Origin of the sequence: Senegalimassilia anaerobia JC110 (assembly GCF_000236865.1) — a bacterium.
In the GTDB taxonomy this organism is placed as follows: domain Bacteria; phylum Actinomycetota; class Coriobacteriia; order Coriobacteriales; family Eggerthellaceae; genus Senegalimassilia; species Senegalimassilia anaerobia.
The window spans coordinates 264,426-278,070 of the sequence record NZ_HE611015.1 but is presented as its reverse complement, the minus strand read 5'-3'; the positions used below and the strand labels follow the sequence as shown (position 1 = coordinate 278,070).

Below are 13,645 nucleotides of genomic sequence, written 5' to 3'. Positions count from 1 at the left end.
ATATGGTGAACGAGGTTTTGTTGGAAACGCTGCGGGAAATCGTCGGGGAGCAGGCGGTGCGCAGGGATGTGCCCATGAGCGGGCTGACCACGTTTCAGATCGGTGGCCCTGCTGCCGTGGTGGTCGAGCCGGCCAGCGTTCAGGAGGCAGCTGATGTTATTGCAGCGTGCCATGGCGCTGGCCAGCCTGTGCGCTTGCTGGGCCTGGGCAGCGACCTGCTTGTGGCCGATGCGGGTTTGCCCGAGGTTATCGTTCGATTTGCCGAGCGCTTTTCGGACGTAGTTGTGGAAGGTTCCCGTGTGACGGTGCAGGCCGGTGCGTCGAATGCCCAGGTCGCCGAGGCCGTATGCGCTGCCGGTTTGGCGGGCTATGAGTTCGCCAGCGGAATCCCGGGTACCATCGGCGGCGCCGCCATCATGAACGCTGGAGCCTATGGCGGGGAGTTCCGCGACGTGTGCTGCTCGCTTGTGTGCGCCACGCCGCAGGGGCGTATCGTGAACCTTCATGCTTGGCAGGCATGCTGGGGATATCGTCACTCCATGATGGGCGATGCCGGTTGGGCCGTGCTCTCGGCCACCTTGCAGCTGCGCCCCGATTCCCCTAGTGAGATACGTGCGCGCATGGACGATCTAGCTCAGCGACGTGCTGAGAAACAGCCCCTGGAAATGCCGAGCGCCGGCAGCACCTTCAAGCGTCCCGTTGGCTATTTCGCCGGCAAGCTGATTCAGGATGCCGGTTTGCGCGGTTTCCGTGTGGGCGGCGCGCAGGTTTCCGAGAAGCATACGGGTTTTGTGGTGAACGCTGGCGGTGCGACGGCTCGCGATGTCCGCGATTTGATTGCCGAGGTGCAGCGCCGCGTGTACGAGATGGAAGGCGTGCGCATGTACCCCGAGGTGCGCATGTGGGGCTTCGAGGGCGAAGAATAGCGTTGCGTTAGTTTCGAAGGCGATCAAAAGGCGTGCGTTCGTAAGGCGGATCGCCGCCGTTGCGTTTGCAAGGTTGGGCGTCGCCGGGGCGTTTTGAGGTGCAAGTTCGAGGTAGGCAGGGGAGAGGCTGGATGTTCAAGATCAACCACGCGGTGCTGCACGTGTTCGATTTCGTGTCATGCGTGAACGTGTTTTCCGAAGACGAGCTGGATTTGACGAACAAGAACGTTAAATCGTATGTCATGCGCATTGCCAGGCATGCGTTGGGCGGTATGGATAACCGTCGCGGGGAGTTCTTCCCTGACAGCGGGTTTGCGGCGGAGTTGAGCGCGTATTTCAAGGGCGAGCGCGACTTCGTAGACCTTTCCGTGCAGGTGGCCCAGTTCATGTCCGACGAGCTCGGCCGTATGGAGAACCCCTCGTCGTGCGACTTGCTCGTGGTTGATTTCGAGGACCAGGAGAAGCCGCCCGCTATGCCCCCGTTGGCCGATGATGCCACCGAGGAGGAGATCGCTGCGGCAACCGCAGCCGCGGAGGCCGCCGCTTACAATGCGCGCAGCGAGCATTACTTCGGCTTGCTGCTGCTTGAGAGCAAGCCTGCCTTTATGCATGAGGTCGGGCGCGGCGAAGATGGCGCCACCCGCAACAACATTGAGCGTCATCACGCCATTTTGCCGAACCCTTCGCAGAAGATCACATCGTTTGCGCTGGTGAATGCCCGCACTATGGCGGTGCAGTTCGTTGACAAGCCCCGCCAGATCGCCGGTGAGGAGCGCTGGCTCATCCCCGACGGCCTGCTGCAATGCTCCAACGAGGCTTCCAGCAAGGAGCTGTTCGATACCACTATGGGCTTGGTCGAGGAAGTTGCCGAGGAGTTCGGGGTGAACTCCGCCGTTGCCATGGGACGCGCCAAGGCTTACCTGGCCGAGAACGCTGATGATTCCGACGAGGTGCCGTTTGACGAGTTTGTGGACGAGGTGTTCGACGACGAAGGCCCCCGTCGCCGTTTCGAGCAAGCAGCCGCCGACGAGCAGCTTGGCGAAAGCGTGCACATGGAGCGTGACGTGGCCAAACGCGTCAGCCGCAACCACAAGATCGTCACCGACACGGGCATCGTGTTGACGTTCCCTGCCGAGTACAGTCACAACACCGAGCTCATCGAATTCAAAAGCGCCCCGAACGGCCTCATCCAAATCGAGCTCAAGAACATCGGCAGCATCGAGAACCGCTAGCCCAAAGTGTCTGGGGCGGGGCTACTTCAGGTAGGCGCCGGTTTGGCGGTTCCAGAGGTTTGCGTATTCGCCGTTGGCGGCTACCAGGTCGGCGTGCGGGCCGTCTTCCGTGATTTTGCCGTGGTCGAGGACCACGATCCTGTCAAGGCTGGCAACGGTGGAAAGGCGATGCGCCACGACGATGCAGGTGCGGCCGCGCATCAGCTTTGACAGAGCGTCTTGCACGAGCGCCTCGCTTTCGGAGTCAAGGGCGCTTGTGGCCTCGTCGAGCACGAGCACCGGGCAGTCTGCCAACAGCGCACGCGCGATGGCGACGCGCTGGCGCTGCCCGCCGGAGAGCTTCACGCCGCGCTCGCCGGTGATGGTGTCGAACCCGTCGGGCAGGTTCTCAATGAAATCCAATGCGTTGGCCTGGGCCGCGGCCTCGCGGATCTGCTCCATAGTTGCGTCGGGACGCCCATAGGCGATATTCTCGGCAATGCTGCGGTGGAACAGCAGCGCCTCCTGCGGCACGTAGGCGATGGAGCGGCGAAGGCTTTGCTGCGTGCATTCGGCGATGTTCTGCCCGTCGATGAGGATGCGACCGTCCTGGATGTCGGACAAGCGCAGCAACAGTTTCGTGAGCGTGGTTTTGCCGGCGCCGCTCAGGCCGACCAAACCCACTCGTTGACCTGCGGGAATATGCAGGTTGAAATCCTCGAACACCGTGGTTTTCGCATTGCCGTCGGTGTAGTGGAAGCCGATTCCCTCGAAATCGATGGCGCCGTCCCGTACCACCATGTCCGGCGCGCCGGGCAGGTCGGCCACAAGCCGGGGTTCGTCAAGGGTCTGCGTCATCCCGCTGGCATCGCCGAAGGCGCGGTTGAAGCGCTGCAGGCCGTTGTTGATGAAATTGAACTGGTTCGTGACGGTGTAGGTGTAGGTGAACATCATCACGAGCGTGCCGGCGCTGATGCCGTACCACGCGTTTCCGCCGGCGATGAACACGGCCACCACGCTCATGATGACCACGGTGATGCACGCGGTGATGATGCCGCGGGCCAAACTCGCCCACATGCGCTTGCTGTCGCGTTCCACCACCTGGCGGTTCGCCTGATCGAACAACGCGCGCTCGTAGTCCTCGCGCCCCGAGGTCTTCACGGCTAGGATGTTGGCCACCGAATCGGAAAGCTCGCCGGAGAGCTGGTTTTGCGCGCTGGCGGCCTTCTCGTTCAGCGAAAGGATTCGCTTGTACATGTAGTACGAAACGCAAGCGTATACGACTAGCAGCGCCATGAGGATGACCACGTATACCGGCACGCGCGGCGCCAGAATGGCGCACGTGAATATCACCGAGCAGATAACCGGCAAAAATGGGAAGGTGATGGTTTCGAGTAACAGCTGGTAGGCGCTCATGAACTTGCTCGTCTGGCTGACCAGCGTGCCTCCGAACCGGTTCGAATGGAAGCTCATGGACTGGTTGCACAGCGCATCGAAGCTCATGGTGGCAAGGTCGTAGGCAGCTGCGATCTCGAGCTTGTACATGGTGTAATCCTGAAGCTTGCTTGCTGCCTGCCCGAGCACGTTGATGGCGATAAGCGCTGCGATATAGGGGCCGTAGACCGCAAACACTTGGTCGGACTCCACGCTTCCGGTGCTCACGCGATCGACGACCAGGCTCATCACATACGGGTTGCCGTACGATAGCAAGGCCACGAACAGAAACGTCGATGCCATTAGGGCGGCGAACAGGCCGAAGTGCTTGCGAGTGACCTGCCAGTAGTAGTGCAGGGTGCGGCGTGTGGTGGTCGATCGGTTCGTTGCCATGAGGCTCCTTCGAGTGCGTATCAGTTCTGGTGCGTGAAATCCAGCAGCGGGGTGAGCGGGCCGTTGGACAGGATGGTGATGGTGCGGGTTGCGCGGCTTATCGTGGTGTAAAGGCGGTTCTGCGCCACGTGGTCGTTCGCAGGGAACAGGCTGGCGCCGGCGTCGGGGATGATGACGTGATCGAATTCCAAGCCCTTCGCCAGCGGCAGGGTGAGCGCCAGCACGCCGGAGGACGGCAGGCGCCTATCCTGGCCGATGATCTGCGGAGTGTCGTCGCCGAGCAGTTTCTGCAAGCGCTTGAGCTGGCTTTTCCAGGGCACCACCACGGCGGTGAGCCCGTCGTAGTCGGATGCTTCGCGAATCACGCGGCGCAGGTTCTGCTCGTAGTCCTCCTCGGTGGGACAGGCGACCAGCGCCGGCGGTTGGTCGGCGCGCTGCACAGCCGAAATCTGCATGCGCTCGCTTTCGGGCAAAAGGCCCGCGAACAGCGCCGTGATCTCGGGCGTGGAGCGATAGCTGGTCAACAGCTGGCAATCCTCGATGGAGCCGCGCAGGCACTCGAACACCTCACGGATCTGCTCGTAGGATGCCGTTTCCGGACGGATGGCCTGATGGGGGTCGCCGAGCAGCATGAAGTGTGCGCGGCGGAAAAAGCGGGCCATGACTGCCAGCTGGTCGGGCGTATAGTCCTGCACCTCGTCGATCATGACGTAGCGCGCATCAGGATTTCCCAGGCCGGTGACGGCCATGTTCAGGTACAGCCATGCGCTCACGGGTAGGTTCTCTACGCCGAGCAGGCGCATGCCGATGCGGTCGATGCGCAGCCACTCATCGCGCTCGATGGCAAGCACCGCCCCTGCGAAGCGCTCCTGCAGATAAGCGAGCGCGCAGTCGCGAGCTTCCTGCTCGGTTTGCGGGTCGTACGGCGCGTTGAACAGGCGCACCTGCTCATCAAGCGACAGACATAACAGCTCGTCCTGCACCGCTTCGGTGGCAGCCATCTGTTTCAGGCGCGCGTCTAGGCGGTTGAACAGTTCCTCGCGCACCAACGTGACCAGGTGCGGGCCGGCCGGCACGTTGGGGTACTTCTGCATCAGCTGCATGATGGCGCCGGCCGATACCAGGCGTACGCCGTAGAACTTGATGTCGCGCAAGTCCGCAAGCTCGAAGCGAAGGCCCTCGACGGCGCGGTCGATCTTCCATAGCAGTTCAAGCGGGCTTTCCTTGTCCTGCGGATTGCGGCCAGCGGGAAGCAGGCGGGCGCACAAGTCGTGGTAGGTGATGGTTTCCGGGTTACGTTCGCCCAGGTCCGGCAGCACGTTCTCGATGTATTTCGCGAACACAGGGTTGGGGCTGATCAAGAACACCTGGCGCGGGTCGAGCGATCCGCGGTTGCGGTAGAACAGGTACGCGATGCGCTGCAGCAGCACGCTGGTCTTGCCGCTGCCGGCGATGCCCGCGACCAGCAATGCGGGCACGTCCTCGTGGCGGATGATGAGGTTCTGCTCTTTTTGGATGGTGGCGGTGATGGCCTTCATGTGCTCGGAGCGCTGTGCGGAAAGCGATTGCAGCAGCAGCGAGTCCTCGATGGCGACATCGGAGTCGAAATACGCGCGAAGCGTTTTGCCCTCGATGTCGAACTGACGGCGGTTGAGCAGGTTGACTTTGATGGTGCGGCCGTTGGCCTCGTAGGAGGTGGCGCCGTTTTCCTGGTTGTAGTACACCTCGGCAACGGGGCTGCGCCAGTCCACCACCATGCGGCGGTAGTTTTCGTCGGCAACGCCGGCAAGGCCGATGTAGATGTCCTTGGCCGGGGCGCCGGTGCGCATCTCCAGGCTGATTTTGGCGAAGTAGGGCTGTTCGAGCAGCTTTGCGGCTGCGGCAAGGCGCTCGCTGTCGGCGTCCTGCTCAAGGTTGTAATCGCGGATAAGGTTGTTGAGCACGGCGTAGTCGACGTAGGTCTCCTGGGCTTCGCCGTCGCTGGCGAAGTTGTGCTTGACCTCGCCTTGCATGTCGTCTTTGTCTTTGGCGGCCTGCCAGCGGCGTCGTTCCATCTTCTCCGACAGGTTTTTCGCTATGGCCTCAAGCTTGGCGTACGTGTCGGACAGGTGGTCCTGCTCTTGTTGGAAGACCGGGTCGCATGCCTGGTCGGATGCGGTTTCGTTGAGGTTATCCTGCATGTTGTCGGCCACAGCTGCCCACCCTTCGCTCGAAATTTCGGCATTCTAGTTTAGCGCAAGCGTAGAGAGGCCGCCCGATTGCGGGCGGCCTCTCCATAAATAGGTAACGCAAAGCGGTGTACGATGCGATCGTCGTTTGTCATGCGCTTGCGAAACTGCGCCTGGTGCGGGGATTCCCGAACGAGGGGGCGCCATGTCGCACGCGTTTGCGCGAGGCTTCGCAGCTGTCGGCGCGCTTGCTTTCGGCGGCTACTTGCGCAACCCCTTCACGTTCATGCAGCGCATGGCGTTGAGGATGGCAAGGATCGCCACGCCCACGTCGGCGAACACCGCTAGCCACATGTTCGCGATGCCCACCGCGGCCAGCACGAGCACGGCGAGCTTGACGCCCAAGGCGAACACGATGTTCTGCCACACGATGCGCATGGTGCGCCGCGCCAGGCCGATGGCGCGCGAGATGTTGGAGGGCTTGTCGTCCATAAGCACCACATCAGCGGCCTCGATGGCGGCATCCGAGCCCATTGCTCCCATGGCGATGCCCACGTCGGCGCGGGTGAGCACCGGGGCATCGTTGATCCCATCGCCTACGAAGGCCAGGTTCGCGCCGTCGGCTTCCTCGGACAGCAGGCGCTCGACCTGGGCGACCTTGTCGGCGGGCAGCAGTTGGGCGTGGAACTCGTCGATGCCCAGCTGTTTTGACACCGCGCGCGCCACCTCGGCACGGTCGCCGGTGAGCATGACCGTTTTGCGCACGCCTGCAGCGTGAAGGCGCGTGATGGCCTCGGCGGCATCTTCTTTCACTACGTCGGCGATGACGATGTGGCCGGCGTAGCGTCCGTCAATCGAAACGTGCAGGATCGTGCCCGTAAGCTCGCAATCATGGTAATCCATGCCGTTCGCGTTCATGAGCTTGTCATTGCCCACCAGCACCACATGCTCGTCGATCACGGCCGCCACGCCATGGCCCGCCTCTTCGCGAACGTCATGGATGCGTTCCTGGTCGATCGTGCCGGAATATGCTTCCTTGACCGACAGCGCGATGGGATGGTCCGAATAGGATTCCGCGTGCGCCGCGTAGCTCATCAGGTAATCGGGGTCGATGTCGTGTTCGGTATGCACCGCCACCACGTTGAAGGTGCCGTTGGTCAGCGTGCCGGTCTTGTCGAACACCACGGTGTCCACCTTGGCAAGCGCCTCAAGATAGTTGCTGCCCTTGACCAGCACGCCAAGCTTGCTGGCGCCGCCGATGCCGCCGAAGAACGACAGCGGCACGCTGATGACGAGCGCGCACGGGCAGCTGACCACCAGGAAGGTGAGGCCGCGCAAAATCCAATCGCTCCAGGCGCCCATGCCCAAAAGCGGCGGGATGATGGCAAGCAGCAGGGCAAGCCCCGTGACGGTGGGGGTGTAGTAGCGGGCGAAGCGGGTGATGAAGTTCTCTGTGCGAGCCTTCTTCTCCGCGGCGTTTTCCACCAGCTCAAGGATGCGGCTGACGGTTGACTCGCCGAAGGGCTTCTGCGTGCGAACGCGCAGAAGGCCGGTCATGTTCACGCAACCGCTGATGACGTCCATGCCGGCTTCCACATGGCGCGGAACGGACTCGCCGGTGAGCGCAGCGGTGTCAAGCTGGCTTGCTCCTTCGATGACGGTGCCGTCGATGGGCACGCGCTCGCCGGGCTTCACCACGATGACGTCGCCGATGGCCACTTCGGCTGGATCGACCTGCGCAAGTTCGCCGTCACGCTCGATGTTGGCGTAATCGGGCGCAATGTCCATCATGGATGCGATGGATTTGCGCGATTTGCCCACGGCGTAGCTTTGGAACAGCTCGCCGATCTGGTAGAACAGCATCACGGCGCAACCTTCCGCCATCGAAGGCTCCGCGTCGGGGAACGCGATCATGGCGAATGCGCCAATGGTGGCGATGGCCATGAGCAGGTTCTCGTCGAACACTTGGCCGTTTTTGATGTTGCTGGCTGCCCGCAGCAGCACATCGTGGCCGGCGATGAGGTAGGGCACCAGGTACAACGCGAACAGCAGGTAGACCGCAGCGGCCTCGCTGCCTAGCATATCGGCCAGCGGCAGCAGGTGCTCGGTGGCGAAGATGACGGCGAACAGGGCCAACGCGACCAAGATGCGGTTGCGCCACTTTCGTTGCTTTTTGTTCATGGTAGCGATTCCTTATGTAGGCAGCTTGCGCCCGGCTTGCTTAACGAACGATGTCGCAGTCGGGCTCGAACTTGTGGGCAACCTTTTGAGCTTCGTCGACGATCTGGTCGAACCGGGCATCATCGGCGTCGATCATGAGCTTCTGGGTCATGAAGGTGACCTTGGCGTCGTTCACGCCTTCGATCTGCTTGATTCCCGCTTCGATCTTCGCTCCGCAGTTGGCGCAGTCGAGCTCCTCGAGTTTGAACGTCTTTCGCATAATGGTTCCTTTCGCTTGGTGGATGGGGTCGAATGGTTTCGGGCGCGTGCCCGGCTATTCGCAGATATGGGTCATGCCTTGTGCAAGCATGGTGTACACGTGGTCGTCCGATAGGGAATAGATGACGGATTTGCCGTCGCGCTGGAACTTCACCAGGTGGGCTTGCTTAAGCTGGCGTAGCTGGTGGGATACCGCGGATTGCGTGGCGCCGATGGCCTCGGCCAGCTCGCCCACGGGCATGGGACGCGCCATCAGCGCGAACAGGATCTTGATGCGGGTGGTATCGGCGAACACCTTGAACAGGTCGGCCAAATCGTAGAGCAGCTCCTCGTCGGGCATGGTGTCGAAGCGTTGCTGCGTTTCCTGGCGGTTGCATCCGCATGGGCAATCGTCGGTCTGCGGGTTTTGGGCTGGCAGGGCGTCAGCGGGGGTGCACCGGTGTTCGGTTTCCATGACCGATGGCTGGTCGGTAGCCGCTGCGCCGCTTTGCATCGAGTGCAACGTGGACGCGGCCATCTCCTGGTTTGCCATGGTTGCGATCCTTTCAGCTAACTGCTAAACATATGAGCAACTGTTCATAAGTATAGTCTGCAGCGCATGCTTGTCAACTGGTTTTGCGATATCGCGAAACCGACCTGCGTTCGCGTTGCGTATTAAGTATCATTGCGTAAACCTTTTGCTTGACTATACCCCTCGGGGGCATATACTAAGCATGATATACATGCCCTATGGGGGTATATGCGAATCGCTGTATGTCCCCTTGGTGCGCTCCGATTGGAAGGATGCTTCATGAGCGAAGATTCGCCCGATAGCCAGGGTACGCAAAAGGCTTGCGGTTGCCATCACAAGGCCACGCCGCGCAGTCAGCAGATGCAAGATGACTTGCAAAAACGGCTGAATCGCGTGATAGGCCAGCTCAACGGCGTGAAAACGATGATCGACGACAATCGTTATTGCGGCGACGTGCTCATACAGCTCTCCGCCGCCGAAAGCGCCGTGCACAGCATTTCCGCCATCTTGCTGCAAAATCACCTGGAAACCTGCGTGGTCGAGCAAATCGAGCAAGGCAATACGCAGATCATCGATGAAGCCATGCAGCTCATCAAGAAATTCGCGCGATAAGCGCCGGAAGAAGGACAAGCATGAAACGTACATTCGACGTGACCGGCATGACGTGCGCCGCATGCTCGGCGCGTGTCGAGAAGGCCGCGGCAAACGTCCCGGGCATAGCCTCAGTGTCAGTGAACCTGCTGAAGAACAGCATGGAAGTGGATTTCGATGGCGAAGCTGCCACCCTTGCCGCTGTTTCCGCGGCGGTAGAGAAGGCGGGCTACGGCGCATATCCGCGGCCTGAGGCAGGGGCTTCGTCCGCTAACGTGCAGCAGCCTGTGCAGACGATGAACGATCCCGCCGCGGAAGCGAAAAGGGTTCGCATGCGCCTCATCGTGAGCTTCTGCTTCACCATCCCGTTGTTCTATCTGTCGATGGGGCATATGTTCGGCTGGCCGCTGCCCGGGGTCTTCTTGGGCCACGAGAACATGCTCACGTTCGCGTTTACCCAATTCCTGCTGCTGCTGCCCGTCATCTTCGTGAACTTCAAGTTTTTCCGTGTGGGCTTCAAAACGCTTGCCCACGGCGCGCCGAACATGGATTCGCTCATCGCGCTCGGTTCTGCCGCATCTACCATATATGGCATTGCCGCCATCTACCGCATCGGCTGGGGCATGGGCCATGGGGATATCGATTTCGCGCATGCGGCGGCTATGGACCTGTACTTCGAATCCGCTGCCATGATCTTGATGCTCATCACGCTTGGCAAGTACTTCGAGGCGAGGGCGAAGGGCAAGACCACCGACGCCATCGCCAAGCTCATGGACCTGACGCCGAAGGAGGCCGCGCGGCGCACACCGGATGGCGGCGTTGAGCAGGTGCCGGTCGAGCAGGTCCGCGTTGGCGACATGCTCGAGGTCAAGGCCGGTCAGAGCGTGCCCGTCGACGGCATCGTCATCGAAGGCGACGGCGTGGTGGACGAGTCGGTCATCACCGGCGAGAGCGTGCCGGTCGGCAAACACGCCGGCGATACCGTCACGGGCGCTACCCTGAACAAGTCCGGGTGGTTCGTCATGAGGGCTGACCGCGTCGGCGCCGACACCACGCTTGCGGGCATCATCCGTCTTGTCGACGAGGCCACCTCCACCAAGGCCCCCATCGAGAAGATCGCGGACAAGATAGCCGGCGTGTTCGTCCCCGCCGTCATCGTTATCGCGGTTGCGACGTTCCTCGTGTGGATGGTGCTCTCCGCCGATGTGTCCACGGCGCTCACGCACGCTATCTCCGTGCTTGTGATCAGCTGCCCCTGCGCGCTCGGCCTTGCCACGCCAACTGCCATTATGGTGGGAACGGGTCGCGGGGCTTCCAGCGGCATCTTGGTGAAGTCGGCCGAGGCGCTCGAGGTCGCCCATGATGTTAAAACAGTCGTGTTCGACAAGACGGGAACCATCACAACGGGTAAGCCCGTGGTCACCGACATCGTGTGCGCCTACGGCGTGGATGAGCGGGGCCTTGCCGGTCTTGCGCTTTCCATCGAGCAGCGCAGCGAGCATCCGCTTGCCCAAGCCGTTGCAGCTTGGGCGGAAGCCGCCGGTGGACAGGTTCAACCGGTCGTGGCCTTTGAGCAGGTTGCCGGCGGAGGCGTACGCGCAAACGTCGGCGGGGCGTGCGCGTTGGCGGGCAATGCCAGGTTGATGGAGCAAGCGGGTGTGGACGCTTCCGCGTTCGAGCCGCGTGCCCGCGAGTTTGCCGATGAGGGCAAAACCCCCTTGTTCTTCGCCTGTGGTGGCAAGGTGTGCGGTCTTGTCGCCGTAGCCGACACCGTCAAGCCCTCAAGCGCCGCCGCGCTTGAGGAGTTGCGCGCCATGGGCTTGCGCACCGTCATGCTCACGGGCGACAACGAACGCACGGCGCAGGCTATCCAGCGCCTGGTCGGCGCAGATGAGGTGATAGCCGGCGTGCTCCCCGAGGATAAGGAGCGCGAGATCCGCCGCCTTTCCGCACAGGGACGCGTGGCCATGGTCGGCGACGGCATCAACGACGCCCCGGCGCTTGCCCGCGCAGACGTGGGCATCGCCATCGGCGCGGGCACCGACATCGCCATCGACAGCGCCGATGTCGTGCTCATGCGCTCTGACGTCCTGGACGTTCCCGCTGCCATACAGCTTTCACGCTCCACGCTGCGCAATATCAAGCAGAACCTGTTCTGGGCGTTGATTTACAATGCGGTATGCATCCCGGTGGCTGCCGGCGTGTTCTCGTTCGCCGGTTTCACGCTCAATCCCATGATCGCCGCGGCGGCTATGAGCTGCTCAAGCGTGTGCGTGGTGTCGAATGCGTTGCGTTTGCGTTCGTGGAAGCCCCGGTTCAGCTCGGATGCTGCGCAGCAAATCGCCGCAACGCAATGCGACATTGAGGAAGAAGCTACGGATGCAACCGCATCCGAGCAGGATATCCAGGCAATCGATGCGGGTGCGCCCGCGGATAAGGAGATCATCATGGAAAAGAAGCTCACCGTCGAGGGTATGATGTGCCCGAAGTGCGTCGCCCATGTGAAGAAGGCGCTCGAGGACGTAGAGGGCGTGTCGGAGGCCGTCGTCGACCTTGATGCCGGCACCGCCGTTGCGAAGCTTGCCGATGCGGTGGACGATACCGTGCTCGTGAACGCCGTTGTCGAAGCCGGCTACGAGGTGAAGGGCATCGAGTAGACGGGTCGTTTCCGGACTCGCAAAATCGCGGCGCCGCCATCGCATAGGACGTCTCAGGTCCCGGTGCGATGACGGCGCCGTTTTCGTTGGCCGGGTCAGCTTCCGGCGACGATCTGCCGCAAAACGGTGATGAATCGCTCGTTGTCCGACCTTGTGCGCACGCTCACGCAAAAATGGCTTCCGGGCGAGACCCCGGGCGTGCGATCGAGCGTGCGAACCGGGAATCCACGCTTGTGCAGCTTGCGCACGAGGTCGGGCGCATCCGCGGCTCCCAGATGCATGGAGCGTCCCGGGGCGAACGAGCACATCACGTAATTGGCTTCCGCTGGATAGATGCTGATCCCGGGTACCAAGCTGAGCATGCACTGCATCCAAGGTATCTCCGTTTCAAGCACTTCGCGCGCCCGTTCCAGGTGATGATCGGGCGTGGCCAGCTTCAGCAAGCGCGCGCTGAGCGCGGCGGAGGCCGGGCGTTTGGCTATCTGGGAGATGCGGCTTGCGACGGCGGGGTGCGCCAATGCGCACGACAGGGGCATGCCGGGCAGCGAGAACGTGTCCGTGAGCGACCGGATAACGATGAGGTTCGAATGCTCATCGATCATGGTCGCCGTTGATTCGCCGCCGAACGTCAGGTCGATTCCCCGCTCGTCGACGATCACCCATGCGCAGGCTTGCAGGTAATCCAGCAGCGTTTGCCGCGCCAGCAGCCGGCTGGTGGGGAAGGCGGGGTTGGCGAGCATGGCCGCATCGAAGGATAGTCCCATGCGTCGAACGGCCTGCGGGTCGGGGACCACGAAGCCATCAGGGCCGGGAACCTCCACGATGCGATGGCCGGCGGTTCCCAGGCATCGCTCATAGGCGGCGCGAGAGGGTACGGGCACCGCCACGGATCGTGGCTCGAACGAGTTCGCCACGGCAGCTAGCACGTCGGTCGCCGATGCGCCGACGGCTACGCAATCGGGGTGTACGCCGTAGCGTTTTGCCAGCAGCTCGGGAATTTGGGCTTGCGCCGTGCGTTCTTCTTCCGGCGTGATGGGGTTTCGCGTCAGCAGGTTCAGCGCAGGGCTGAAGGCCTCGGGCATGCCGAGCGGATTGAGCGTCTGCGAGAAGTCGAGCCAATCGATGATGGAGATCTCGGAACCGGGCAACATGTCGGGTGCCGTCGATACGGGAGCAAAGGCACCCCATCCTGTGGTGCGAAGGCGTCCGTTCAATCCGTCCAAACCGCCCTCCTTCCCGTTGGTGCCCGATATCGCGATAAAGCCGAACGCTTATAGTAGCACAGCGTTTCGAGCCCCGAACCCCGTGGTAAACT

General features: G+C 62.0%; 10 protein-coding genes. 4 read left to right on the top strand and 6 right to left on the bottom strand.

The features are described 5' to 3' along the window. Window positions 1–2: 2 nt before the first annotated feature. Window positions 3–926 carry a UDP-N-acetylmuramate dehydrogenase gene (gene murB, locus SFHG_RS04525; protein ID WP_187364748.1) on the top strand — a complete coding sequence of 308 codons (924 nt, stop codon included), beginning with the start codon at window positions 3–5 and terminating at the stop codon, window positions 924–926. A gap of 131 nt (window positions 927–1,057) precedes the next feature. Beyond that, window positions 1,058–2,158 (top strand): nucleoid-associated protein, encoded by a 1,101-nt coding sequence (locus SFHG_RS04520; RefSeq protein ID WP_042434305.1) that lies wholly within the window; start codon window positions 1,058–1,060, stop codon window positions 2,156–2,158. A gap of 21 nt (window positions 2,159–2,179) precedes the next feature. Here SFHG_RS04520 and SFHG_RS04515 read toward each other — a convergent pair whose 3' ends face one another. From SFHG_RS04515 to SFHG_RS04495, 5 genes are all read right to left on the bottom strand, one after another. Then, on the bottom strand, window positions 2,180–3,964 hold the full coding sequence (locus tag SFHG_RS04515) for an ABC transporter ATP-binding protein (protein WP_042434302.1): 1,785 nt from the start codon (window positions 3,962–3,964) through the stop codon (window positions 2,180–2,182). Window positions 3,965–3,984: 20 nt separating this feature from the next. Then, window positions 3,985–6,156 carry a HelD family protein gene (locus SFHG_RS04510; protein ID WP_202898090.1) on the bottom strand — a complete coding sequence of 724 codons (2,172 nt, stop codon included), beginning with the start codon at window positions 6,154–6,156 and terminating at the stop codon, window positions 3,985–3,987. Window positions 6,157–6,393: 237 nt separating this feature from the next. Continuing rightward, window positions 6,394–8,313: a heavy metal translocating P-type ATPase gene (locus SFHG_RS04505; protein WP_042434299.1), complete on the bottom strand. Its 1,920-nt coding sequence runs from the start codon at window positions 8,311–8,313 to the stop codon at window positions 6,394–6,396. Between the two features lie 40 nt (window positions 8,314–8,353). Next, window positions 8,354–8,572, bottom strand: coding sequence for a cation transporter (locus SFHG_RS04500; RefSeq protein ID WP_042434296.1), 219 nt, complete (start codon window positions 8,570–8,572; stop codon window positions 8,354–8,356). Window positions 8,573–8,626: 54 nt separating this feature from the next. Beyond that, window positions 8,627–8,911, bottom strand: coding sequence for an ArsR/SmtB family transcription factor (locus tag SFHG_RS04495; protein WP_042435168.1), 285 nt, complete (start codon window positions 8,909–8,911; stop codon window positions 8,627–8,629). Between the two features lie 450 nt (window positions 8,912–9,361). Between SFHG_RS04495 and SFHG_RS04490 the strand changes: the two genes are divergently transcribed. Together SFHG_RS04490 and SFHG_RS04485 are read left to right on the top strand one after the other, a co-directional pair. Then, window positions 9,362–9,694, top strand: a complete 333-nt coding sequence (locus SFHG_RS04490; protein ID WP_042434293.1) for a metal-sensing transcriptional repressor — start codon at window positions 9,362–9,364, stop codon at window positions 9,692–9,694. 20 nt (window positions 9,695–9,714) lie between these two features. After that, complete coding sequence (locus SFHG_RS04485; protein ID WP_081468934.1) at window positions 9,715–12,330, top strand: heavy metal translocating P-type ATPase; 2,616 nt, start codon at window positions 9,715–9,717, stop codon at window positions 12,328–12,330. A gap of 95 nt (window positions 12,331–12,425) precedes the next feature. Here the strand turns inward: SFHG_RS04485 and SFHG_RS04480 are convergent, their stop codons facing one another. Beyond that, entirely contained in the window at window positions 12,426–13,553 is a 1,128-nt protein-coding gene (locus tag SFHG_RS04480) for an aminotransferase class I/II-fold pyridoxal phosphate-dependent enzyme (RefSeq protein WP_052297802.1), read from the bottom strand. Window positions 13,554–13,645: the final 92 nt, after the last annotated feature.

What these genes read in the sequence shown, in the direction of transcription:
- murB (WP_187364748.1), top strand. Translation starts at nt 3, where the DNA reads ATGGTGAACGAGGTTTTGTTGGAAACGCTGCGGGAAATCGTCGGGGAG.
- SFHG_RS04520 (WP_042434305.1), top strand. Translation starts at nt 1,058, where the DNA reads ATGTTCAAGATCAACCACGCGGTGCTGCACGTGTTCGATTTCGTGTCA.
- SFHG_RS04515 (WP_042434302.1), bottom strand. Translation starts at nt 3,964, where the DNA reads ATGGCAACGAACCGATCGACCACCACACGCCGCACCCTGCACTACTAC.
- SFHG_RS04505 (WP_042434299.1), bottom strand. Translation starts at nt 8,313, where the DNA reads ATGAACAAAAAGCAACGAAAGTGGCGCAACCGCATCTTGGTCGCGTTG.
- SFHG_RS04500 (WP_042434296.1), bottom strand. Translation starts at nt 8,572, where the DNA reads ATGCGAAAGACGTTCAAACTCGAGGAGCTCGACTGCGCCAACTGCGGA.
- SFHG_RS04495 (WP_042435168.1), bottom strand. Translation starts at nt 8,911, where the DNA reads ATGCCCGACGAGGAGCTGCTCTACGATTTGGCCGACCTGTTCAAGGTG.
- SFHG_RS04490 (WP_042434293.1), top strand. Translation starts at nt 9,362, where the DNA reads ATGAGCGAAGATTCGCCCGATAGCCAGGGTACGCAAAAGGCTTGCGGT.
- SFHG_RS04485 (WP_081468934.1), top strand. Translation starts at nt 9,715, where the DNA reads ATGAAACGTACATTCGACGTGACCGGCATGACGTGCGCCGCATGCTCG.